The 26067-nt window shown below is 33.7% G+C and carries 19 protein-coding genes; 16 read left to right on the forward strand and 3 right to left on the reverse strand.

All coding sequences use genetic code 11. The features are described from left to right. The first annotated feature begins 14 nt into the window (after positions 1 to 14). Together Q1A60_RS11475 and Q1A60_RS11480 are read left to right on the forward strand one after the other, a co-directional pair. Positions 15 to 512 carry a hypothetical protein gene (locus Q1A60_RS11475; RefSeq protein ID WP_299765699.1) on the forward strand — a complete coding sequence of 166 codons (498 nt, stop codon included), beginning with the start codon at positions 15 to 17 and terminating at the stop codon, positions 510 to 512. A 7-nt stretch (positions 513 to 519) separates the two neighbouring features. Continuing rightward, positions 520 to 978, forward strand: coding sequence for a hypothetical protein (locus Q1A60_RS11480; protein WP_299765701.1), 459 nt, complete (start codon positions 520 to 522; stop codon positions 976 to 978). On the opposite strand, the gene Q1A60_RS11485 is transcribed toward Q1A60_RS11480, so the two are convergent. Next, on the reverse strand, positions 962 to 2053 hold the full coding sequence (locus Q1A60_RS11485; protein WP_299765703.1) for an oxidoreductase: 1092 nt from the start codon (positions 2051 to 2053) through the stop codon (positions 962 to 964). The genes Q1A60_RS11480 and Q1A60_RS11485 overlap by 17 nt on opposite strands. Before the next feature lie 68 nt (positions 2054 to 2121). Here Q1A60_RS11485 and Q1A60_RS11490 point away from each other — a divergent pair, with 68 nt between their 5' ends. The 11 genes from Q1A60_RS11490 (at position 2122) to Q1A60_RS11540 (ending at position 19602) form a co-directional block, all read left to right on the forward strand. After that, on the forward strand, positions 2122 to 3333 hold the full coding sequence (locus tag Q1A60_RS11490) for a methyltransferase domain-containing protein (protein ID WP_299765705.1): 1212 nt from the start codon (positions 2122 to 2124) through the stop codon (positions 3331 to 3333). Between the two features lie 15 nt (positions 3334 to 3348). Next, positions 3349 to 4380: an endonuclease gene (locus Q1A60_RS11495; protein ID WP_299765707.1), complete on the forward strand. Its 1032-nt coding sequence runs from the start codon at positions 3349 to 3351 to the stop codon at positions 4378 to 4380. 308 nt (positions 4381 to 4688) lie between these two features. Next, positions 4689 to 8354 carry a phosphoribosylformylglycinamidine synthase gene (gene purL, locus Q1A60_RS11500; RefSeq protein WP_299765709.1) on the forward strand — a complete coding sequence of 1222 codons (3666 nt, stop codon included), beginning with the start codon at positions 4689 to 4691 and terminating at the stop codon, positions 8352 to 8354. Positions 8355 to 8430: 76 nt separating this feature from the next. Next, positions 8431 to 10812 carry a M14 family zinc carboxypeptidase gene (locus Q1A60_RS11505; RefSeq protein ID WP_299765711.1) on the forward strand — a complete coding sequence of 794 codons (2382 nt, stop codon included), beginning with the start codon at positions 8431 to 8433 and terminating at the stop codon, positions 10810 to 10812. A gap of 201 nt (positions 10813 to 11013) precedes the next feature. Further along, complete coding sequence (locus Q1A60_RS11510; RefSeq protein ID WP_299765713.1) at positions 11014 to 12789, forward strand: AMP-dependent synthetase/ligase; 1776 nt, start codon at positions 11014 to 11016, stop codon at positions 12787 to 12789. A gap of 235 nt (positions 12790 to 13024) precedes the next feature. Then, positions 13025 to 13747: a DUF1028 domain-containing protein gene (locus tag Q1A60_RS11515; RefSeq protein WP_299765715.1), complete on the forward strand. Its 723-nt coding sequence runs from the start codon at positions 13025 to 13027 to the stop codon at positions 13745 to 13747. A 26-nt stretch (positions 13748 to 13773) separates the two neighbouring features. Further along, complete coding sequence (locus tag Q1A60_RS11520) at positions 13774 to 14139, forward strand: BlaI/MecI/CopY family transcriptional regulator (RefSeq protein ID WP_299765717.1); 366 nt, start codon at positions 13774 to 13776, stop codon at positions 14137 to 14139. A gap of 44 nt (positions 14140 to 14183) precedes the next feature. Next, on the forward strand, positions 14184 to 16730 hold the full coding sequence (locus tag Q1A60_RS11525; RefSeq protein ID WP_299765719.1) for a M56 family metallopeptidase: 2547 nt from the start codon (positions 14184 to 14186) through the stop codon (positions 16728 to 16730). Positions 16731 to 16880: 150 nt separating this feature from the next. Next, entirely contained in the window at positions 16881 to 17387 is a 507-nt protein-coding gene (locus tag Q1A60_RS11530; protein WP_299765722.1) for a hypothetical protein, read from the forward strand. A gap of 464 nt (positions 17388 to 17851) precedes the next feature. Continuing rightward, the gene (locus tag Q1A60_RS11535) at positions 17852 to 17980 is read left to right on the forward strand and encodes a hypothetical protein (protein WP_299765723.1); all 129 of its coding nucleotides are present in this window, start codon (positions 17852 to 17854) and stop codon (positions 17978 to 17980) included. 437 nt (positions 17981 to 18417) lie between these two features. Continuing rightward, entirely contained in the window at positions 18418 to 19602 is a 1185-nt protein-coding gene (locus Q1A60_RS11540; RefSeq protein WP_299765725.1) for a hypothetical protein, read from the forward strand. Between the two features lie 123 nt (positions 19603 to 19725). Here Q1A60_RS11540 and Q1A60_RS11545 read toward each other — a convergent pair whose 3' ends face one another. Both Q1A60_RS11545 and ytxJ read right to left on the reverse strand, forming a co-directional pair. Further along, positions 19726 to 20928, reverse strand: coding sequence for a T9SS type A sorting domain-containing protein (locus tag Q1A60_RS11545; protein WP_299765727.1), 1203 nt, complete (start codon positions 20926 to 20928; stop codon positions 19726 to 19728). Positions 20929 to 21360: 432 nt separating this feature from the next. Next, positions 21361 to 21750 carry a bacillithiol system redox-active protein YtxJ gene (gene ytxJ / locus Q1A60_RS11550; RefSeq protein WP_299765729.1) on the reverse strand — a complete coding sequence of 130 codons (390 nt, stop codon included), beginning with the start codon at positions 21748 to 21750 and terminating at the stop codon, positions 21361 to 21363. A 234-nt stretch (positions 21751 to 21984) separates the two neighbouring features. Here ytxJ and clpB point away from each other — a divergent pair, with 234 nt between their 5' ends. The 3 genes from clpB (at position 21985) to Q1A60_RS11565 (ending at position 26047) form a co-directional block, all read left to right on the forward strand. Beyond that, complete coding sequence (gene clpB, locus Q1A60_RS11555; RefSeq protein WP_299765731.1) at positions 21985 to 24591, forward strand: ATP-dependent chaperone ClpB; 2607 nt, start codon at positions 21985 to 21987, stop codon at positions 24589 to 24591. 89 nt (positions 24592 to 24680) lie between these two features. After that, the gene (locus tag Q1A60_RS11560) at positions 24681 to 25121 is read left to right on the forward strand and encodes a hypothetical protein (protein WP_299765733.1); all 441 of its coding nucleotides are present in this window, start codon (positions 24681 to 24683) and stop codon (positions 25119 to 25121) included. An 11-nt stretch (positions 25122 to 25132) separates the two neighbouring features. After that, on the forward strand, positions 25133 to 26047 hold the full coding sequence (locus tag Q1A60_RS11565) for a DUF6503 family protein (protein ID WP_299765735.1): 915 nt from the start codon (positions 25133 to 25135) through the stop codon (positions 26045 to 26047). Positions 26048 to 26067 lie beyond the last annotated feature (20 nt).

Genomic DNA, 26067 nt, shown 5'->3' on the forward strand with positions numbered 1-26067 from the left:
AATAATAATTAGGAATGGAAACGAATAAAAACATACCAAAGAATACGGAGTACCAAGTTCCTGAAGACTATTTTATAGATTTTCAAGAACGATTACAAGTCCAAATAGAATTTGAAGATATTGTAGGTGCAAAAAAAGCTTCTGGCTTTACGGTACCAAAAGATTATTTTTCAAATTTGACTAAAAAAGTAGTCTCACAAGTAAAAGAACCTACAAAAGTAGTTTCGTTATTTAATACTAAATGGCTCTATGCTGCGGCAAGTATTGCTGCTATTATTGTATTCGTATTGATGTTAAGATCACCTAATACAATAACACCTTTTGAAGACTTAGAAAGTGATACAATTGCCACATACTTAGAAACAGATAATTATTTATTATCTGCTTATGAACTAGGTGAGTTACTAACAGATGATGAATTAGATAATTTATCAGACAATATACAATTAGAAGATACAGAGGTACTAGAATACCTTGATATAACAACAGATCCATATGATCTTATGAACTAAAAATATCATGAAAAAAATAATTATAATCTTACTAGTAGCATTTACAACAGTAGCAAATGCACAAAGACCCAATAAAGAAAAAGTAAAAGCTTTAAAAATAGCTCATATCACTGAACGAGTTGAGCTTTCTTCAGAAGAAGCACAAGCATTTTGGCCTGTCTACAATTCTTATGAAGATGCTATGGAAAGTTTAAGACGTCAAGAACGTAGGCTATTAGGAAATCTTAAAAACAACTTTGATCAATTATCAGAAACAGAAAGCGAAACAGCTTTAAATACCTTATCTAAACTTTCACAGGACAAATTAGATGAAAAAGAACGCCTTATATCACAACTTAAAAATGTAATATCATCAAAAAAAATTCTTACGTTATTAAAAGCTGAAGAAGACTTTAAACGTGTTCTTCTTGAACAAATAAGAAAAAGAAGAGGCAAATTTGGAGGTCGTCCTAACGGTGGAAACTAAGTCTAACAAGCCTATTTCTCCCTCCAGCATACGCAACACTATCATTTAAGAATCGAAAACTTAAAAGAGGTTCTTTAGAGATTTCTTTCCATTGATTTCCTCCGTCTTGTGAATATGAAATTCCTGTAAATCCTAATGCTATAAGTTCTTTACCATTACTTCCAGGGATATACTGTACGCAACTCTTATACCCCTGATTCGCATTATCTGCGGTTGTTGTCCAAGTTTTACCTCCATCTACCGTAGTGACTATATTAGAAATTGCAACTTCAGGTTTTGTATAGTCTCCTCCATAGATAATTCCATGACTCTCATCATAGAAATCCATTGAATATCCTCCTGAAGTTTCTGATCCTTGTAATATAGGGGTATCATATAATTTCCAAGACTCCCCTTTATTTGGGCTATATAAAACACGAGATTTCACACCTCCAGTTACAATCCAAGTATGGTTTCCTAGTACTTTTAAATTTGTATCGCTTGCCGCGAAAGCTGCTTCCCCTTCAATAGTCTCAGGTAAAATGCTACAATCTTTCTTTTCCCAACTAGCACCACCATTTCTTGTAATAATAATAGAGAGACAACCTTCTTCTATAGGATCTCCCATTGCAATTCCTTCTTGATCATTCCAAAAGGTCATTGTATCGTAAAAAACGCCTTCTACTTGTTCTATGTATACTAAGTCGATCTTTCCTGTACTTTTATGTATTCTATATAATAATGCTGGATTGTCTATACTTAGTATAAAAAAAGCATCTTTTGTATTTGCTAAAGACCTAAATGCAGGTTTTTTTTCTAAAAAATCAACCACTCCGCTATTCTTTGATTTGAAATAAGCAGGAACAATATTTGCACCTTTAGAAATAGTATCTGTATTAATTTCAAAATACCCATACTTTCCATTACTTCCCGCAAAAAGAACTTCCTTATTAGATACCTCTACAGCTCTTATACTTGTAGAATCTGAATAAATCTCATCTATAGTTACACTAGAAATAGGAGTAAAAACGATAGCTTCCTCTTTTTTAGCACAAGAGTAACAGCAAATAATAAATAAAAAAATGATGATTCTCATGGTTTAAATTTTATCAAAAATAGCACTATTAATACAAGAAGCAATACCTTTGCAGCATAATAGAAATTATGAAATTACATCGTAATCTTGTTTTTGCTGCTGTCGACGCCTTAAATCTCATTTTCAATGAAGATAAACAAGCTGACAAAGTTTTAAGACAAGTACTTAAGTTTGATAAACGTTGGGGTGCTCGTGATCGAGGATTTATCGCAGAAACAGTATATGACATTGTACGTTGGAAACGTTTGTATTCTGAAATTGCAGAAGTAAAAGCCCCCTACTCTAGACCTAATCTTTTTAGACTTTTTGCTGTATGGGCAACATTAAAAGGTATTGCAATTCCGGATTGGAAGCAAATAGAACCTGTCCCTACACGTCGTATAAAAGGGAAGTTTGATGAACTTTCTAAGATTAGAAAATTTAGAGAGTCTATTCCAGATTGGATGGATGCTATGGGAGAAAAAGCTATCGGTAAACAATGGGAAAAGGAACTTGCAGCACTTAATAAACAAGCGCCCGTTGTTTTAAGAGCTAATAGCCTTAAAACAACTCCTAAGGAATTACGTAATATCCTTGCAGATCAAGATGTTGATACTACACTCGTAGATGGATATCCAGATGCGGTACAATTGCTTGAACGTAAAAATGTATTTACTTCAGAAGCTTTTAAAAATGGGCTTTTTGAGGTTCAAGATGCTTCTTCTCAACGCGTTGCTCGCTATCTAGATGTAACACCTGGAATGCGTGTCGTAGATATGTGTGCTGGTGCTGGCGGGAAAACGCTCCACCTAGCGGCCTTAATGGAAAACAAAGGACAAGTAATTGCCATGGATATCTATGAAGGAAAGCTTAAAGAACTTAAAAGACGTGCTAAACGCGCAGGAGCACATAATATAGAAACACGTGTTATTGATAGCACAAAGGTATTTAAGAAACTATACGGAAAAGCAGATAGAGTATTAATAGATGCTCCTTGTACTGGTTTAGGAACTATTAAAAGAAGTCCAGATCTTAAATGGAAACTTCAACCTGACTTTGTTCAAAAGGTAGTAGATCGTCAAGCGTCTCTTTTAGAATCGTATAGTAAAATTGTAAAACCAGGTGGTAAATTAGTATATGCTACCTGCTCCATATTACCTAAAGAAAACCAAGAACAAATCAAGGCGTTTTTAGCAACCGAACAAGGGGCTGATTTTACCCTTGAAAAAGATGAAAAAATAAGCCCTGCTAAAACGGGGTATGATGGATTTTATATGGCTTTGCTTTCGCGAAAAGCGTAAAAAAATAAAATAAAAATGAAAAGAATACTACTATTAGTTACAGCCTTATGCACAATACAACTACAGGCACAACAACCTTATTATGATGATGTAGATCTTACGCTTACTGGAATAGATTTATATTTAGAATTACAACTCAAGCTATCTGCCTTCAATGAAGAGTATACTTATGGAGATGTAAGAGATTCTTTTTTAATCACAGATATTGATCCTACTAACAGCAATGACGTACTACTTATCTACGGATTTAATGATAGTGATGGAGATTGTACTACAGATAGAACTAGAGATACCGATAATTTTGGAGGCGATCCTTGCGAGTATAATCGTGAGCATGTATTCCCAAGAAGTAGATCAATGCCACCTATGGGGGATGCTGTAAATAGTGCTACTGGGATTGTAGCAGATCCTCATAATTTACGCCCTAGTGATGTACAACGTAATGGAAATCGAGGTTCTAAAAAATTTGATAACGGATCAGGAAACTCTGGTGATGTAAACTCGGGAAATTGGTATCCTGGAGACGAATGGAAAGGAGATGTCGCACGTATCATTATGTATATGTATGTTAAATATGGAGAACAATGCTTACCTGAATTTACAGGAATAGGAGCTACTCAAGATGATACAGATATGCTTCAAGTATTTTTAAATTGGAATGTAGAAGATCCTGTATCTGAAGCAGAAGACCAACGTAATCCGCAACTAGAAATTGAATATGGAAGTCGTAACCCGTTTATAGATAATCCTAGTTTTGCTACAATAATTTGGGGAGGACCACCGGCAGAAGATCGTTTTGATCTCTTAAATACCCAAGATTTCTCAACACCACGTATAGAAATCTATCCTAATCCTGCTAGTACATCTGTATTTATAACAACAACGCAGCCATTACAATCCATAGCTATTTATGATATTACAGGGAAGTTAGTGTTAAACACGACATCAGATAGCGCAATGACATCTGTTGTTAACACATCACATTTAAAAACAGGACTCTATTTTGTAAAAACACAAGGTAGTACTGAAAAATTAATGATTAGATAATAGCATCTTTCGATAGAACAAAAAAGCGGGCCATGTGCCCGCTTTTTTAGTATTATATAGCAATTATTTTCTCTTATAATGACTAGTTGCTTATTTAGAAAATCACCTTTAAGAAATAATTTTTGCTACTGTAAATAGATATTCTACGCATAGCATCAAATTAATTCTACCCAATACAAATACACACATATCAACATATACATTAAAAACCTGTTTATAATATGTATAACCTATCCCCTATTCATCGTGTATATTTTGCTTAAAAAATGTAAATTTGCGCCTTTAAATAACATCACATACTTACCTGTATGATTTACTTCTTCGGAAACTCAAAAGAAACTGTATTTGCAGTTCAAAGCAATCAAGATCTAACACAAGAAGATAGCCAAAAGCTAGTATGGCTTTTTGGCAATCAACCTAAGATAGAAGCGTCCATAATAGACGCTTTTTTTATTGGTCCAAGAGCAACAATGATTACTCCTTGGAGTACCAATGCTGTTGAAATCACCCAAAATATGGGGATTAAAAACATCATTCGTATAGAAAAGTTTTCTTCTTCTACAGAAGATGATACTTCTTTTGATCCAATGATTTCTCAAAAGTATACTGCATTGAATCAAGACATGTTTACGTTTGATATTGCTCCAGAACCTATTATAGAACTTGATGATATAAGAGCTTATAATGAACAAGAAGGCCTTGCCTTAAGCGAAGAAGAAGTTGTTTATTTAGAAGGCGTTTCAAAAAAAATAGGTAGAAAACTTACAGATTCTGAAGTTTTTGGCTTTAGTCAAGTGAATTCTGAGCATTGCCGTCATAAAATTTTTAATGGAACTTTTGTCATAGATGGAGAAGAAATGCCAACTTCTTTATTTAAACTTATTAAAAAGACAGCTGCAGAAAATCCTAATACGATTGTATCTGCCTACAAAGACAATGTAGCATTTACTGAAGGGCCTCGTGTGACACAATTTGCGCCTAAAACAGCAGATAAACCCGATTTCTATCAAGAGACAGCATTTGATAGTGTGATTTCGCTTAAAGCGGAAACACATAACTTCCCAACTACAGTAGAGCCATTTAATGGAGCTGCTACAGGGTCTGGAGGTGAAATTAGAGATCGACTTGCAGGAGGAAAAGGATCGTTACCACTAGCGGGTACAGCTGTATATATGACTCCATACTCAAGACTTCAAGAAGATAGACCTTGGGAGCAAAATATGCCTGCTAGAAAATGGCTATATCAAAATCCAATCGATTTATTGATCAAAGCTTCTAATGGGGCTTCAGATTTCGGAAATAAATTTGGACAACCCTTAATTACAGGTTCTGTACTTACGTTTGAACATGAAGAAGATGGACGTCGATTAGGATATGACAAAGTAATCATGCAAGCAGGTGGTATAGGGTATGGAAAAAAAGACCAAGCGTTAAAAGACACTCCTAATAATGGAGATAAAATAGTAATTCTAGGAGGCGAAAACTATCGTATTGGTATGGGTGGAGCTGCAGTTTCATCTGCAGATACAGGTGCTTTTAGTTCTGGTATAGAGTTAAATGCCATACAACGTTCGAATCCTGAAATGCAAAAACGTGCCGCAAATGCAATACGCGGACTCGTAGAAAGTAAAGAAAATCCGATTGTATCTATACATGATCACGGAGCTGGAGGACATTTAAATTGTCTTTCTGAACTTGTAGAAGAAACGGGAGGACACATAAACTTAGATCAACTTCCTGTAGGAGATAAAACATTATCTGCAAAAGAAATTATAGGAAACGAATCTCAAGAACGTATGGGACTTGTGATCGGTGAAAAAGATATAGAAACACTTAAACGTATTTCAGAACGTGAGCGTTCACCTATGTATGAAGTGGGTGAAGTTACAAACGACCATCGTTTTGCATTTATTAGTGAAACGACTGGGCAATCACCTATGAATCTTGCACTTGAAGATATGTTTGGGAGTTCTCCTAAAACGGTGATGACAGATACCACCATAAATCGTACGTATGAAAATCCAACCTATCAATTAGAAAATTTTCACGACTATTTAGAGCAAGTCTTACAATTAGAAGCCGTAGCCTGTAAAGACTGGCTTACCAATAAAGTAGACCGTTGTGTAGGAGGTCGAGTAGCAAAACAACAATGTGCAGGACCATTACAACTCCCTCTTAATAATGTGGGTGTAATGGCTTTAGATTATAAAAGTACCGAAGGTATAGCCACTTCTATAGGACACTCTCCCGTAAGCGGATTGATTGATCCTGTGGCAGGAAGTAAAAATAGTATTGCAGAAGCCTTAACTAATATTGTTTGGGCGCCGCTTACAGATAACCTAAAATCGGTGAGCCTTTCTGCAAATTGGATGTGGCCATGTAAAAATGAAGGAGAAGATGCTCGTTTATATAAGGCCGTAAAAGCTATCTCTGACTTTGCCATCAACTTAGGAATTAATGTTCCTACGGGGAAGGATAGCCTTTCTATGAAACAAAAATATCCAGATGGTGATGTGATTGCGCCTGGAACGGTAGTCATTTCTGCAGCAGGAAGCTGTAATGACATCAATAAGGTAGTAGAACCTGTATTAAAGAAAGGTGGTGGAGCTATTTATTATATAAATATGTCTCAAGACACCTATAAATTAGGAGGGTCCAGTTTTGCGCAAGTATGCAAAACAATCGGTAATGAAGCCCCTTCGATTGTAAATGATTCCGCTTTCGCGAAAGCGTTTAATACATTACAACATCTTATAAAGAATAATTTGATTTTAGCGGGACATGACGTTGCTAGTGGAGGACTTATCACAACCCTATTAGAAATGTGCTTTGCAGATACCGAATTAGGAGCAACCATAGATCTTACTGATCTAGGAGAGCAAGACCTGATGAAAGTCTTATTTTCTGAAAATGCAGGTGTTGTCTTCCAAGCTAGAGATACCTCTGTAGAAACTATTCTTACAGAACAAGGAGTTTCATTTTCAAAAATTGGAACGGTTACACATACAGATACATTAGAAATAAAAAATCATGGTGTTGAATTAGGACTTACGATCTCTTCGCTACGAGATACTTGGTATAAGACATCGTACCTTTTAGATAGCAAGCAAACAGCAAATAACCTTGCGAAAGAACGCTTTGACAATTATAAGCTTCAACCATTAAAATATATGCTTCCTGGTCATTTCACAGGAAAACTTCCACAAATAGATACTAGCAAACCTAGACCTAAAGCTGCTATCTTAAGAGAAAAAGGAAGTAACTCTGAAAGAGAAATGGCAAATGCTATGTACCTAGCCGGTTTTGATGTAAAAGATGTCCATATGACTGATTTGATTTCCGGAAGAGAGACATTAGAAGATATTCAGTTTATAGGGGCCGTAGGTGGTTTTTCAAACAGTGATGTATTAGGATCTGCAAAAGGTTGGGCAGGAGCTTTCTTATATAATGAAAAGGCAAACAAAGCCTTAAAAGACTTCTTTGCTCGAGAAAATACCATGTCTATTGGAATTTGTAATGGATGCCAGTTATTTTTAGAATTAGATCTCATCAATCCAGAACATGAGAAACTTGCTAAAATGACGTATAATGATTCTAAAAAACACGAAAGTAGCTTTACAAGTGTTACGATTGGAAATACAAATAGCATTATGATGTCTTCTCTTATAGGGACTACCCTAGGTGTATGGATAAGTCATGGAGAAGGAAAGTTTAATCTTCCTATGGAAGAGTGGAACTATAAAATAGTAGCTAAGTATGAGTATGCAAAGTATCCTGCAAATCCTAATGGCTCTGATTATCATACTGCAATGCTTTGTGATATAACAGGACGTCACCTAGTAACAATGCCACATATAGAGCGTTCTATATTTCCTTGGAACTGGGCTCATTATGTAGATGGAAGACAAGATCAGGTCTCACCATGGCTAGAAGCCTTTGTAAATGCGCGTGAATGGATTGAATCAAATAGTTAAAGAGTATATTTATAGGTAGGAAAGCCTACTGTTAAATTGTTTTTATAATATACAGTTATTAATCCTTACCGAGCTAATGAAAAATATCTACTTAATTGTATTCCTATTTTCTTTTGTTACATTAACTGCTCAAGAGAAATTAGAGACATACCAGCGCGCTAAAATATCTTTTAATCAAGATAGTGATCTCTTTAGATTACAACAACTTGATATCCCTGCTGATCATGGGGTTAGAAAAAAAGATCACTTTATCATTTCTGATTTTTCTGTAAAAGAATTAGAACGGGCTCGTGTAAATGGATTTCAAGTAGATGTACTTATTAACGATATAAGAGCACACCTCGCAGAACAATCTAAACTAAATGTCCCTTTACAAAGAAATGCAAGTTGTAATCAAAATTCAGGGACAACCTACCCCACTCCCGATAATTTTAACTTAGGTTCTCTAGGGGGGTATATGACCTATCAAGAATTTCTTGATGAGTTAGATGATATGCATGACTTATATCCAAATTTAATCACAGCAAGAGATGGAATAAGTGATTTCTTAACAGAAGGTCAAACAGATACTTCTGTAACACCATCTATAGGAAATAATAGAATTGAATGGGTAAAAATAAGTGATAACCCAAATGATTCAAATGAAGGGGAAGCTCAAATACTTTATACCGGTATACACCACGCTCGAGAATTTGCCACACTTTCTGAATTAGTTTTTTACATGTGGTATCTATTAGAAAACTATGATACCGATACTGAAATTCAGAGCATTGTTAACAATACCGAACTCTATTTTGTTCCTGTCGTAAACCCAGACGGTTATTTATACAATCAAGTATTAGACCCAACAAATGGTCAAGGTTTCTGGCGCAAAAACAGAAAAAATGGAAACGGTGTAGATAATAACCGTAACTATAATTATCATATTAATGGAGATCCAAATAATGGATCTTGGGGAGGTCCAGGAGCTTCATCTGATCCCAACTCAGGGGTATATCACGGACCATCTGCTTTTTCTGAAGTAGAAAATCAAGCAATTAAATGGTTTGTTGAACAACACGACTTTGTAATTGCATTAAATAACCACTCGTTTGGAAGATTGTTATACTACCCCTTTGCATATGCAGATGTCGCTACACCCGATGATGCTTTATATCAAGGAATAGGAGCTGAACTTACTTCTCAAAATGGCTATAATGCTCTCAGAGATTCTCCTTTTTCTGGGGATAGTGATGACTTTATGTATGGTACTGTAGGAACACACGATAAAATATTTGCTTTTACTCCTGAAATAAACAATTCATTCTATCCACCTTCAAATCAAATAGAAGATATTGCAAGAGAAATGATGTTTCTGAATCTTACTGCTGCAAAAATGACTAACAATTTTGCAACGCTATCTGATATGTCATCACTATTTATTGATACTACAACACCAGACGCTTCTTTCAACATTAGACGATTAGGGATTAATGGATCTGGAGATTTTACAGTAAGCATAAACCCTATATCTAATAATATCATAGCTGTAGATAGTCCTGCTACTTTTTCTGGACTTGATACGCTTGAAGATCAAGATGGTACTATTGGATTCACATTATCAAATACCGTCATTGCAGGAGATACTATAGATTATGAGCTTATAGTAAACAATGGTACGTTTAACACATCTATTTTTATTTCCAAAATATATGGAGAATCAGAACAAGTTTTTTTTGACGATGGGAGTAGTTCTACAACAAACTTTGAGACAAATGATTGGGGAATAACAGACGATTTCTTTGAGTCGGCGCCAACTTCTATCACTGATTCTCCAAATGGAAATTATAGTAATAATGAAAATTCATCTATCGTCATGAATACATCTATAGACTTAACAGAAGCATTATCTGCTTCAGTTTCTTTTTATGCTCGATGGGAAATTGAGAGTTCATGGGATTATGTACAGTTTGAAATTTCTATAGATAATGGAGCTACTTGGATTCCTCAATGTGGAAACTTCACTACAGAAGGAACAAATATACAGCCCTTAGGCGAACCTTTATATGACGGTACACAATCTGATTTTGTATTAGAAGAAATTTCGCTATCTGACTATATTGGTGAAGAAATTATCGCAAGATTTCAATTAGTCTCTGATAGTCAAGTACAAAGAGATGGATTCTATTTTGATGATTTAGAATTTGTAGTCGTAAATGAAGAAATTTTATCAATAGGAGAAAGTATTCTTGAGGAATTTACTGTTTTTCCAAACCCAGTAAAAGACATTTTAAACATACAAGCACCACAAGGTGAATACACATCAACTATCTATAATATACAAGGACAACGTGTTTCTGAAACAACTGTTCATACTGGAAATGCTCAATTAGATTATAGTACGTATGCTAATGGGATTTACTTTGTGAAAATTACTTCAAACAATGCACTAAAAACGATTAAGGTCATTAAAGAGTAATTTTTATAAAATTTCCAAAACGCCTCATAATTCTATTAGGCATTTTTTTATGTATAACAACTGCTAGACCTTTGATGTCAAGCTTCCTATAAATTCTTATTCTTAAATACTTGAGGAATCCTTAAAAATATCCTACATGATTTTAACATAATACCTAATAATACCATCATTTTTTCATATTTTGCATATAAATTATAATACATGGAAATTACGAGACTTTTTGATTTCCCTTATTACCAATTAGAGAAAAAAAATCTCTCTGATTCACTTTGCACAAAGAAAGATGGTGTTTGGGAAGCTACTTCAACTCAAGAATATATAAATAAAGCTAATGCAATTAGTAGAGGGTTGTTACGTTTAGGTGTACAACCTAATGATAAAATTGCATTAATATCAATGACAAATAGAACCGAATGGAATATTTGTGATATTGGCATATTGCAATTAGGAGCGCAAAACGTACCTATTTATCCTACCATTTCTATGGATGATTATGCGTATGTTTTAAATCATTCTGAGTCTAAATATTGTTTTGTTTCTTGTTCTGAGGTACATGGTAAGATTTCTGCCATTATGGATCAAGTACCATCATTAAAAGGCGTATACTCATTTGATGAACTTGGAAGTTGTGACAATTGGACAAAAGTTCTAGAACTTGGAGCTGATGAGAGCAATCAAGATGAAGTTGAGAAATTAAAAAATAATGTGAAAACAGATGATCTAGCGACTCTTATATATACTTCTGGTACTACAGGAAGACCTAAAGGAGTGATGTTATCTCATAAAAATATTGTGAGTAATGCTTTGGCTAGTTCGTATAGACTTCCTATACCTGAAAATGATGTAAGAGCATTAAGTTTTCTCCCTGTCTGCCATATTTATGAACGTATGTTGATGTACTTATATCAATATATGGGAGTTTCAATATATTTTGCAGAATCACTTGAAACAATAAGTGACAACCTTAAAGAAGTAAAACCGGTTGTTATGACGGCTGTACCTAGACTATTAGAAAAGGTATATGATAAAATTATAGCAAAAGGAGCTGATCTTTCTGGTATTAAAAAATCACTTTTCTTTTGGGCGGTAAAAATAGGATTACAATACAAACCATACGGACAAAATGGATGGTGGTATGAGAAAAAATTAGGACTTGCTCGTAAACTTATCTTTTCAAAATGGAAAGAAGGTCTTGGAGGAAACTTACAACTAATTGCTTCTGGTAGTGCTGCATTACAACCTAGACTTGCACGTATATTCAATGCAGCTGAGATGGGTATTATGGAAGGGTATGGTCTTACAGAAACATCTCCTGTTTGTTCTGTGAATGATATGCGCGACGGAGGTTTTAAAGTAGGTACCGTAGGGAAGTTATTACCTGGTGTTGAAGTAAAGATTGCTCAAGATGGAGAAATTCTTGTAAAAGGTCCTAACGTAATGTTAGGATACTATAAAGACGAAGAAAAAACAAATGAGGTAATTAAAAATGGGTATTTCCATACGGGAGATATTGGTGAAATTGATGAAGAAGGTTTCTTAAAAATTACCGATCGTAAAAAAGAAATGTTTAAAACGTCTGGAGGGAAATATGTAGCACCACAACTTCTAGAGAATAGATTTAAGCAAACCTTATTTATAGAACAAATTATGGTTGTAGGTGATGGAGAAAAAATGCCTGCTGCCTTAATTCAGCCAAATTTTGAATTTTTAACTGATTGGGCTGATAAAAAAGGAATTTCCTATACGGATCATGCTGATTTAATTTCTCAAGAACGTGTTGTAAAACGTTATCAAAGAGAAGTAGATGAAGCTAATGAAACATTTGCAAAATGGGAGAAAGTAAAACAATTCCGTTTAACGCCAGATGTTTGGTCTGTAGAAGATGGACACCTCACTCCTACTATGAAACTAAAACGTAAAATCATAAAGGAAAAATACAAACCATTATATAATGACATATATGGTCATACAGAATAATTATTAAAACACATTCTTTCAAAAAACTCCATTATACAATTATAATGGAGTTTTTTTATGCCCAATTATGATTCTTTATACGCTTTCGCGAAAGCGTAAACACAATAAAAAACTACAAAAATAGTTACATAACTATAAAAATAGTTGTTTAACTAAAAAAATCGTTATACATTTGAATTATCAATTAATCAATAAATTCATTTAAATGAATCAATCAAAAAACAAAAATATTTTTTTGCCCTCATCAAGCAGAAAATCAATACTTGTATTTTATACCTGTATTGTAGCATTTTTTTTATCGACAACAGCACACGCAACTTGGTCAATCATTGCCGTAGATCGAGTAACGGGAGAGATAGGTATAGTTGGGGCTTCCTGCACATTTGATGTACAAGGCATAGCTTCTATTGTTCCTGGAAAAGGTGCTATTGTCGTTCAAGCGGCGAGTAGTTACTTTGCAAGAATGAAGGGAGTAAATCTAATGATGACAGATGCTAGTCCAGAAAAAATTCTCGAAGCAATGAAAGACAAAGAATTTGATCCTGAAAAACAACAATATGGTGTTATTGTTTTGAATGAAGATACACTTCCTTTGGTATATTCTGGTCATCTTATAAAAGATTGGAATGGTTCGAAAACGGGAAATGACTTTGCCGTTTTAGGAAACATTTTAGTTAATAAAGAGGTAATTACTAATGCTTTTAATGCCTATAATAAAGCAGAGGGAAAGCCACTTGCAGATCGTTTAATGCTTGCTTTAAGAGCTGGAGAGAAGGCTGGAGGTGATAAAAGATGTGGAGCACAGTATGCTAGGTCTGCTTTTATATCTGTATATAACCCAAAAGATGATGCTATTTTAAAACTATCTGTTTATGGAATTAAAAAAGGAGGAAAACCAGCTGTTACATTACTCAATAAACAGTTTGAATTTTGGAAAAAAGAAAATGCTAGTAAATAATTAAAAACAAAGTGTCTATTAAAATCATGGAAAAGTTAACTAATAAAGAAGAAGAAATCATGCACGCCTTATGGCAGTTAGAAAAAGCTTTTGTAAAAGAAGTAGTAGCGACATTGCCTGCTGGTAATCATTACAATACGGTATCTACAGTCATACGCAATCTTGAAGAAAAAGGGTATGTAGCTCATACAGCATTTGGTAAAACACACCAGTACTACCCTATTCTAACCATAGAAGCTTATCGTAAACAGTTTATGCAAACGGCAACTCAAAAGTTTTTTGATAGTTCATATAAAGAGGTGGTCTCCTTCTTTGCTAAAGAAGAAAAAATTTCTGCTGCAGAATTAAGAGAAATCTTAGCTATTATAGAAAACAAAGAACATAAAGCGTAGTTAACTAGTAAGTATTCTTTTAAATAAGAGAAAACACAAAACGTATGGAAACATTCATTTACATTATAAAAAGCATAGCAATTCTTTCTATATTTTATATAATCTATCGTATAGTGCTACAAAAAGACACTTTTTTTACAGCTAATAGACACTATTTGTTAAGTGGAATCATAGCCGCGATGATATTCCCATTTATAGAATATACAAAGACTATTTATAAAGATATTCCTGCAATACATACAACTGTTATTGAGAATGCTCCTTTTCTAGCAGCTACAGAAACGATTATACAACCACAAGTACAGCCTTTAGAAATCAATTGGTGGCAAATAGGACTTATTATATATACTATAGGGGTCTGTATTATGATGATACGTCTTTGTATACAGCTTATATCTTTACATAAATTGATTGCCTCCTACCCTAAAATACATAAAGATGGGTATTCGTATGTTCAAATTACAGGTAAAACTATTACCCCATTTTCATTCTTTAAAACAATTTGTTACAATCCAAATCTACATAACGCAAAAGAACTCGCCATGATTCTGGCACATGAAAAAATTCATGTACGTCAGAAACACACAATAGATGTATTACTTACGCAATGTGTCCTAGCAATACAATGGTTTAATCCGTTAGCTTGGTTATACAAAAAAAGCTTAGAACAAAATTTAGAATTCATCGCTGATAATGGAGCCATACAAGAAGTTCCTTCGTCTAAAGAATATCAACGTACACTGGTTAAGGTCTCATCAACCCTACTGCAACCAGCACTTACTAATAATTTTTATCATTCATTAATCAAAAAACGAATCGTTATGCTAAACAAACAAACATCACGTAAACGCAACTTATGGAAGTTAGGTCTGGTATTACCAGCATTGGCTTTATTTATGTATTCTTTTAATATAAAAGAAGTCATAGAATATAGAGAAATACCTAGTACTCCTGAAAGTACTACAACGTCTTCTAAAGAGCTTAATTCTGTTTTAGAGGAAGAAGTATCCCCTAACAGAGATAACGTTAATACAATTGAACATTTAATCAAAAATGAGGCTGCCTCTACCACTACAGAGCAAAAACAATTTACAATTACCAATACAGCTACAGATGCATATTTAAAATCTATAGAAACGCATTTTGCAAAAACATTTAAAAGCACACTCGTTCGGTTTGCAAAAGTAAATCACATACATGATAAGCTTGTGAGCTTTGAGTTTCAGACAAAAATGGCCAATGACACACGTTTCTCTACTCGTTTTTCAGTAAATAGTTCAGAAAACTTTAATCCTTTTAATTTAATTCCTGTAGCTGAGCATGAAATTTTAATGGCAGATGTAAAAGGAACTAATATAAAAATTACTCCAGAACAATCGGTTTCATCATTTTCTATACAAGAATCGGGTACTAACCAAGAATCAATGGGAAAAAATCTTGTTGTAGTCATAAATGGAGAAATCGTACCCACTACTGATGGAGTCTTTTATGAAACTGATCAAGGAATAACAGCGTTATTACCTTCTAAAGCAATGGCTTTATATGGAAATAAAGCAAAAGATGGCGCTATTGTTATAGACGACCCTAACTATACAACAAAGGTGGATGAGAAGTATACAAAGACTTCTAATAATCAAACGTTAACCAATGAAGCTGTGACTGCTTCTCCATTTAAGGTTCGTATTACTAAGAATACTACAGATCAAGAATTAAAGGATATCAAAAAAGACCTTAAAGAAAATCATGATGTTGAAATAGATTATAATGTAACTCGTAATAATAGCGACGAAATTGTAAGTCTAAATATTAAATACAAAACTTCTAACAACAACACTGGAAATTATTCTATAAATGGAAAAACTCCTATAAGAGAAGTTTACATTTTTGAAGATGAAAATGGAAGAACAGGGATAGGAAATGCAGGTTCTCAAGAAGAGATTCGTGAGCAAATGGAAGAAAGAAAAGCTATACTAAAAGAGCGTTATAAGCAAATGGCGCAAGAACATAAAGAACGTCAAGAAGAAATGGAAACGATTCGAGAGAAGCATGAAGAACGTCGCCAGGAACTTGAGGAAATAGTAGAAAAACGCTCAGAAATCCAAGAGCAAAAAATGAAAGAGCGTCAAGAAGCATTAGAAGAAAAGAGAGCCCTTTTAGAAGAAAAAAGAGAGCAGATGAATGAGGTTCGTAAAAAAGCACTAGAAGAAAAAAGAATGGTGATGGAGCAGAAAAGAGAAGAAATGCATAAAAGAAGGGAAAGTGCTATTGCGACAGGTTATAATGTAAGTAATCAAAAACTATTTATTACATCAAGTCCTAACGGTATCGTTACGAATGCAAGTCATGGAGGTGTAACAACAAATACTATCGATAAGAACACCACAGATACGGCATTAAAAGAAATACAGGCATTATATGCTAAAGATGGAGTAAAGTTCTCTTATAAAGGATTAAAGCGTAACAGTCAAGGAGAAATCATTGCTATTACATTAAAACTTTCAGATAAGAAGAATAAGACCTCATCTACATTTAAAAGTAATACAAATGCAATCTCAAGATTATATATAGGTTATATTGGAAATCGTAATTAGCATCTTTATAACGGAGTTAATCACCTTGTGCTTTTCCAAAGCACAAGGTGATTTTTTTTACAAACTTTAGAAGTTCTAACAGAATATTTATAATAAAAACCAATCCTTGGCATTACCTTTGATATAGTATAATAAAACTATAACTCAAATATGATGATACGCAAAATTTTACCAGTACTCCTTTTTACATTTATTTTATGCTCATGTTCTAATGACGATGATGTTGTTAATACAGATACCATCGGGCAAACATTTGAAATAAGCAATGTAGACTTTGTAACTACAGATGGATTTCAAGGTGTTGTAAATGTAGTAGTACCCAATAACATTACTGTTTTTGAATCTGATGTCCCACTCGTTTTTGTACTAGATCCTATAGCGACTGCTGCAAATGGCGTAGACGTTTTTGAACCACTTCCACGCAGTTTCTTTTTTAATAATGGTGGATTTGCTCAATATAGATTCAATTTTATTTTTGACGATGCTACAGGCATTTATGATTTAGATCTTGTTTTGGAAAGCGACGACTTTGAAGCTTTAGGAAGCGATTTTACACAAAATCAAATATTCAGAATCGTCATTGTACCATCTGAATTTGCAGAAACACATAATACTGATGATTTAAACTCATTACTATCAGAATTAGATTTAGATTAAATACATATCATACCTTTTAAAAAAAATCGCTTTGAAAATATTCAAAGCGATTTTTTTATGTCCTCATGCTTTTAAAAACTAAATTCTACGACTAAAAAGTATCAAAAAAACACTTTTTTGATGCTTAATTTTTTACAATTTCTACAGGTAAAAAATAAATCTAAAAAGACGAAAGTCCCATTTTTAGGGGTTTTTAAGACAAAAGTTCCCTAGAGATTTTAAAAACACCTAAAATACCCCCTACAATTGTTTCATATTTATACAATAATTACAAAATAAAGTTACATACGTTAATTTTATTGTAGGCATTAATTTTAATATAGAAATACTTTTAATTTTTTTACTTACAAATTAGTATTCAAATGTATTAAATCTATTGAAAATATTTTGCAACCTCGAACAAACACCACTTCTTTGCTATATCAATCAAAAACAACTATTAAAAAACTTTAAAATTATTTATTATGGAAACGCAAAAAATGACAGCTACAAAACAAGTAAAAACAAACAAAGCATTAGGAATCTATACCGTATTTATGGTATCCCTATCTGTAAGTTACATTATTACTACTTGGTTACAATATGTTGGGTAACCAAAAAATATAAACATCAAAAAAGTATTTATTAACCACTTAAACTCACTCACTCATGGTACAAATTATTATTGCTGCTTTAGAAGTTATCTTTGGATAACAGCCTGACCACTTCCGTCTATGACTCATGCATATCAAAGACGTTACTCACTTACTCGATGAATTATTACAGGTTACGCTTTCGCGAAAGCGTATACCTCCTCATCACACTCATTTAACTAAATTTTAGAATATAGCCACAATTGCGACTACACACGCAGGGGAAACTACGTCCTATTTTAAATATAGAACTGACTAGTTTATTGCGTTTTCAAAGCTAGTCAATAGAGACCTCCTTGCTCTTGATCAGAAATAGGAGGTTTTTCTATGTAATATCTTTAGTACTTTTGAAATTAATTTGGCATCAAAATTGAAACTTGATAAAAAAGTCAATGATTATGAAGTACTTCTACACAACATTATGTATTCTACTCTGTTTTACAAGCTGCTCGTCTGTAAAAAAATCTACCTCTTCTATTCTTAGTGGTAATTATGATACAGCTATTAATACCTCCATACAGAAATTACGTAAGAACCCTACAAAGAAAAATAGAGAATCACATATCTTACTTTTAGAAGAAGCCTTTGCTAAAGCCGTACAAAGAGATTCTGATCGTATTACATATTTACAAAAGGAAGCAAACCCTACTTCTATAGAAGAAATTTATCAACTTTATAAGACACTCAACAGAAGACAAGAAAGTATAAAACCTTTGCTTCCTCTACGTTTACAAGAGCAAGCGAGAGATGCTGTTTTTGAGATTAAGAATTATGATAATGATCTCATTACATCAAAAAGAAAACTTACAGATTTATTATATAATCAAGTAGTTACTGATCTTGCTGCAGCTAATGCAAAGGTAGATTATAGAAGAGTTCATAATGATTTAGAATACTTAGATGACCTAACACCAAATCATAAAGATGTACGTCAGCTTTTGGAAGAAGCACACTTTAAAGGAACAGATTATATTGAAGTGGCCCTCTATAATGATTCTGATATTTTATTACCTAGACGTTTACAAGACGATCTCTTAGACTTTTCTACATACGATTTAAATGATTTTTGGAAAGTATATCACAGCACAGCACAACAAGGAATCACCTATGATTATGTAATGGATGTTTCTTTACGAGAAATTAATATCTCTCCAGAACGTTTTAGAGAAAGAGAAGTTCAAAAAGAAAAGAGTATTAAAGATGGTACAGAGTATCTTACAGATGAAGATGGGGATTATGTACTAGACGAAGATGGTGAAAAAATTGAAGTGGATAAAATGATCACGGTGCGTTGTACTTATTATGAAGTATTACAAACCAAAGCTGTAAACATTATAGGACAAGTACGGTATACATCACAAAGTACTAACCAAGTAATAGAATCATTTCCACTTGCTAGTGAATTTGTTTTTGAACATTACTTTGCCACCTATGATGGAGATAAAAGAGCGCTGGATAATGATTTGTTAAGATACACGCGTAATAGAGAGGTTCCATTTCCTTCTAACGAGCAAATGGTATATGACGTAGGAGAAGATCTAAAACAACGCTTAAAATCTATTATCGTCAACTCTAATCTTTAAGAAAGATATTGTGATATAAAAATGAGGCTGAATTCATCAAGTATAAAAACAAATAAAATGAATTTATTTTTTAAAGGTAGAAATCAACCTCATTAAGTATCAACTATAATAAACTAAAGGACTTTATTTCTTTAAGATTATTTTTTCACGAATCGTACTTCCATTAACTAATTCTATAGCAACATTATAAACACCTGTTGCTTCTTTAGAAATATCTACTTGAATATTATTCGCTTTAACATCCAAATTTCCTACAGACTTTCCTGAGGCTATATTGTAAACTTGAACATTCGCTATTTCTAAATCCTTATCTACTTCAATCATAAATTTACCAGAAGTTGGATTAGGGAACACACGAATACTATCCTTCAGTAAAGCACCTTCTATGCTTTTTTCCTTTAATTCATCAGGGAATTCAAATAAGGTATTTAACTTTCTCTTTGTAGAAATAACGCCTTCTTTTTCGTCACCGTTACTATTATTCCTACCGGACCATTCGCCTATACAGAAATCAAAACATTTTCTACATCTAGTACCATCTGGTAATCTTACATTCAAACAAAAAGTATAATTCGCTGGCATTGCTAGATAACTAATAAAAGGTCCGCTGTAAACATTTACCCCATTCTTTATAATAGTCATACTAGATGAAGCACCAGCTGGAATTCCTGTTGGTAATATAGATACTCCTGTGGCGCCAGAACTCTGTTCACTTAATTGTAGATTGAAACCAATTTCGTCACATGGATCAGAAACTTGGCAAATTCTTAAATCTCGTAATGTAAACTCTACTACTGGAAAAGTAGGTGAAAAAGGATGAATCCATAAATTGTCAAAATTATCAGAAGCTGTAAATGTGTATGTGTATATACTTGTACTTGGCGGGGCAGTTCCGTTCCAGTTCTCATTAGCAATGACATCACTTGGAGATGGTAAAGCAGGTAATGCGGCTCCTCCATTTGGAACAAAAGTTCCTATAACATTCCCTTGAGTTGCTGCTACTCTAAAATAAGCATCAACATTTGCTGAGCCACCTCCTCTAACTACAGTTGTAGCTTCAAAGGAAATACAATACTCTTGCCCAGCTACAAAATTATAAGATTGGTAATTAATTCCTTCCCCTACACCACTTGCAGACCACATCCAAACACTACCTGTATTTACTGAAGGTGAACCGTGAGAAGTTTGCCAATCCGGATGTGCGTTGTTGTAATTTGTTTCAGGAGTAAAATTCATGTCTACATCGACACAATCTCCCTCACATTGTGAGTATCCAGACATGGATACTAGAAATGCGAATACTAAAAAAAAGATTGATTTTTTCATATGATAAGATATTTAGTTAGAATCCCTACTCTTTTAGTGTAGGCTTTTCGGGTATCGCCTTATACTTATAAGGGTCTCATAACAAGATTCATTACCCGAAAATTTCAAATAAAATCACATTAACATACAATATATCAATTAATTACGTGAATACCGTAATATATTAAGACTAGTAAACTTCAATAATAAATACTAGCGATTCACTTGATATATATACTGATTATTTAATGGTATATGACGTAGGAGAAGATCTAAAACAACGCTTAAAATCTATTATCGTCAACTCTAGTTTTTAAGAAAAATATTGTAATAAAAAAAGGCTACTCAAATTGAGTAGCCGTTCTTGTATTATGTTTGTTCGAACACAATCGAGAATTAATACGATATTTATTTTATGAAAGTTTATGAATCTTTCAATTATGTAATCTGAAACTACAGATACTGATGCAATACAGGAACATTCACGCCTCCATGGCTATCTGCATATACCGCCGTTCCATTTTTAATAACAATCATTTGCGGACTCTGATGAATCACTTGAAAACGTGCAGCAACTTCATTAGATACATCACGATATGCTTTTAAATCTAGGTAATAAATATCCATTTGATTTGCATCTATATCATAGGTAGACTCTATCTGTCTTAATACCATTCGGCTGATGCCACAGGTTGTAGAATGCTTATATATAGCAACAGGTTTTGTTTTAGAATCTTTTTCGATTTTATTAAGTTGACTTATATCTCTAAGATGTTGCCAAGGAATTTCTGGTTTTGGTTCTTGAGGTTCTTTAGAGCCAAATAGTCCATTAAATATGCCCATATCTGAATTTTTATACAAAAATAGTCGTTTATGGTTTAGTAAGCTTTCGCGAAAGCAAAAAAAACCACTATCCCATTAAAATATAACATCAAACTACTTTATACATCAATACATTAACACGTCAAAAAGTCACTAAAAACAAGGTGTAACACGCCATTTTGTCGCCCTAATCATCTTGGAATAACTATTGACTAGTATCAATCAAAAAACAACTATATCTAACATTAAGAAGCTATGAACTTCAATAATTTCACAATAAAATCACAAGAAGTCATACAGAAAGCACAACAAATTGTGCAAGAGCTGGGACATCAACAAATTGAGAACGAACATATTTTTAAGGCTATCCTAGAAGTAGATGAAAATGTAACACCTTTTTTATTACAAAAACTAGATGTAAACATTCCGTTACTTAAACAGATTTTAGAAAGTACACTTGCTAGTTTTTCTAAAGTATCTGGTGGAGATATGATACTTTCTAGAGAAGCGGGAAAAGCCATAAACGACACTGCAATTATTGCAAAAAACATGAATGATGAATATGTATCTATAGAACATATCATTCTTGCCATTTTCAAAACAAAAAGTAAAATAGCACAAATTCTAAAGGACCAAGGCGTTACTGAAAAGGCATTAACTGCTGCTATAGAAGAACTTCGCAAAGGAGATCGAGTAACTTCTCAAAATGCAGAAGAGACCTATAATGCACTTAATAAGTATGCGAAAAATTTAAATCAGCTTGCTAGAGATGGAAAGCTAGATCCAGTTATAGGACGAGATGAAGAAATACGTCGTATTCTTCAAATCTTATCGAGACGTACTAAAAACAACCCTATCCTTGTAGGAGAACCTGGCACTGGAAAAACAGCTATTGCAGAAGGATTAGCACACCGTATTATAGATGGTGATATCCCTGAAAACTTAACAAATAAGCAAATATTTGCTTTAGACATGGGAGCACTCATTGCTGGTGCAAAGTTTAAAGGAGAATTTGAAGAACGCCTTAAGGCTGTGATTAAAGAAGTAACCACAAGTGATGGAGATATTGTTCTTTTTATAGATGAGATTCACACACTAGTAGGTGCAGGAGGTGGTCAAGGCGCTATGGATGCTGCCAACATTTTAAAACCTGCTTTAGCGCGTGGAGAATTACGTGCTATAGGAGCTACAACATTAGATGAGTATCAAAAGTATTTTGAAAAGGATAAAGCACTTGAACGCCGTTTTCAAAAAGTATTGGTAGATGAACCCGATACAGAAAGTGCCATTTCTATCTTAAGAGGTATTAAAGATAAATATGAGACGCATCACAAAGTACGTATAAAAGATGATGCCATCATCGCTGCAGTAGAGTTATCACAACGCTATATAACGAGTCGTTTCCTTCCAGATAAAGCGATTGATCTTATGGATGAAGCGGCTGCAAAACTACGAATGGAAATCAATTCTAAACCAGAAGAATTGGATGTTTTAGATCGTAAGGTCATGCAACTAGAGATTGAAGTCGAAGCCATTAAACGTGAAAAAGATGAAGTTAAATTAAAAAGCTTATATCTAGAATTAGCTGAATTGAAAGAAGCTCGAAATTCGATAAGTGCGAAGTGGCTCTCTGAGAAAGAAGCTGTAGAAAAGGTACAAACAACAAAACAAGAAATAGAAAACTATAAACTAGAAGCAGAAAAAGCTGAAAGAGATGGTGATTATGGTTTGGTGGCAGAATTGCGCTATGGTAAAATTAAAGATTCACAAGAACGCTTAGAGACATTACAAAAAGAATTAGTCGCACACGAAGAAACAGCACTTATTAAAGAAGAAGTGACAAGTGAAGATATTGCAGAAGTAGTCGCAAAATGGACAGGAATTCCTGTGACAAAAATGTTGCAAAGCGAGCGTGAAAAGCTACTTCATTTAGAGCAAGAGTTACATAAACGTGTGGTAGGTCAAGAAGAGGCTATTATAGCAGTAAGTGATGCGGTAAGACGTAGTCGTGCTGGATTACAGGATCAACGCAAACCTATTGGCTCCTTTTTATTCCTAGGGACGACTGGGGTTGGGAAAACAGAACTTGCAAAAGCATTAGCTGATTATCTTTTTGATGACGAAAATGCAATGACACGTATAGATATGAGTGAGTATCAAGAAAGTCATAGTGTGAGCAGGCTTGTTGGAGCGCCTCCAGGATATGTGGGATATGATGAAGGAGGGCAGCTTACAGAGGCTGTAAGACGTAGACCTTACTCCGTCATATTATTAGACGAAATAGAAAAAGCACATCCCGACACTTTCAATGTACTCTTACAAGTATTGGATGAAGGTAGGTTAACAGATAACAAAGGACGTACTGCCGACTTTAGAAATGCTATTGTTATTATGACTTCAAATATGGGAAGCCATATTATTAAAGAACGTTTTGAAGCAATTCAAGATATGGATAGTGCAATAGAGGCTGCACGTGTAGACGTTCTTGGTTTATTGAAACAGTCTATACGACCTGAATTTTTAAATCGTATTGATGATATCGTCATGTTTACACCGCTTACCAAGAAAAATATTCGTGATATTGTAAAATTACAATTACGAAGTGTCAAAAAAATGCTTAATCAACAAGGCATTACTTTAGATTCAACACGACAAGCTATTGACTTCTTAGCTGAAAAAGGATTTCAGCCTGAGTATGGTGCTAGACCTGTAAAGAGAACTATACAAAGAGAAGTACTAAATCAATTATCAAAAGAAATATTGAGCGGTAAAATCTCTACAAATAGTATTATTCTTTTAGACGCATTTGACGATATACTTGTCTTTAGAAATCAAGATGAATTAACAGGCGAAGAAGAATAATTGCCTCAGTAACTAAATAAAAAAAGCACCATATCGGTGCTTTTTTTATTTAGTTTAAGTAGCTTAGACCCATAATCTGATGGGTAAATATGTTTAAAAAAATTGATACAGTATTAGCTGCTTTTGGGAATATAAAAGCGATGGAACGTCTTCATGTGGATGATTTCACAGAAAACATCATAACAACTATAACTGGAACTAAAATTGCAGCATCTCAATATGGACAAGTGATTATAGAAATTGAAGAACTCAATGGATATACCTTCTTAGAAGTTACTATTTTAAGTAATACTAATATTAAAACAATGAGAGGGGCAAAACTAGTGCTTATAGGTAATAACAATCCCTACACATTAACATCTGACACACAGGAAATTGAATCTGATTTTTCTAACGTATCAAATAGATACATGACAAAAATTAGTTTTAACATCAATTCACAAGAAATTACAAGAATCAATAAAAAAGATTTTGAATACGTACATTTAGAATATAAAAAGAAGGTTCTTCCTTTTAAAAAAGTGTTATAATAAAGAGAACTATGAAAAAAACAATCCTGACATTCACTTATATTTTTACATTATTTATCATAATTAGCTGTAAAAAAGAAAACACAGCAACTATTTCAGAAGTAAAAAGTACAGAAGATGTACAGACACATCTTGTTAAAGTTCCTGAAAATTGGATTACAGAACGAACAGCTAACGCAAAAAAAAGATTAGAATCTTCAGCAGCAGGAAGAGTAGTATGGAATGCTATGGAAGCTCATGGAGGACTTGCAAATTGGTATGCTAAAGGACCTATTGCTTTTCATTTTGATTACAAACCATTAGACGGAAGTACGCGACGCAATACCTACCAAACGGTAGATATGTGGAGTAATACGGCAAGACATCAACATTACGATGATCGCTCTCAAGAATTTGGATGGGATGGCTCTCAAGCTTGGGCAAAAACAACAGATAGTACTGCCTTTGCCTATAATCTTCGTTTTTGGGCATTAACACCTTATTACTTTCTAGCACAACCTTTCGTACTTGATGGAGAAGGTGTGATTCTGGAACAATTAGAAGACAAAGAATTTAAAGATAAAATGTATGATGTAATTAAAGTGAGTTTTGCAGAAGGTACTGGTGATGCTCCCGATGATTACTATGTCTTATATTTTGGAAAAGAAGATCATAACCTTGGAGTCATTCGTTATATCGTATCATATCCTGGTTATTTTGAAAAAGGGAAACACTTACCTGAAAAATTTATGGAATTACAAGGTACTACAAAAGTAGATGGAATTACACTAAGTACAGGATATCACACACACTGGTTATTGGAAGGCGAAATTCCTGGTGAACATATCACAACGATTACTGTAGATAACATATCTTTCCAACCAGAAACAAAAAAAGAATATCTCGAAGTGCCCGAAGGAGCAACAATTCTCAAAGGATTAAAATAATATTTTATTTTAAATACGCT

Origin of the sequence: uncultured Dokdonia sp. (assembly GCF_947492535.1) — a bacterium.
GTDB lineage: Bacteria > Bacteroidota > Bacteroidia > Flavobacteriales > Flavobacteriaceae > Dokdonia.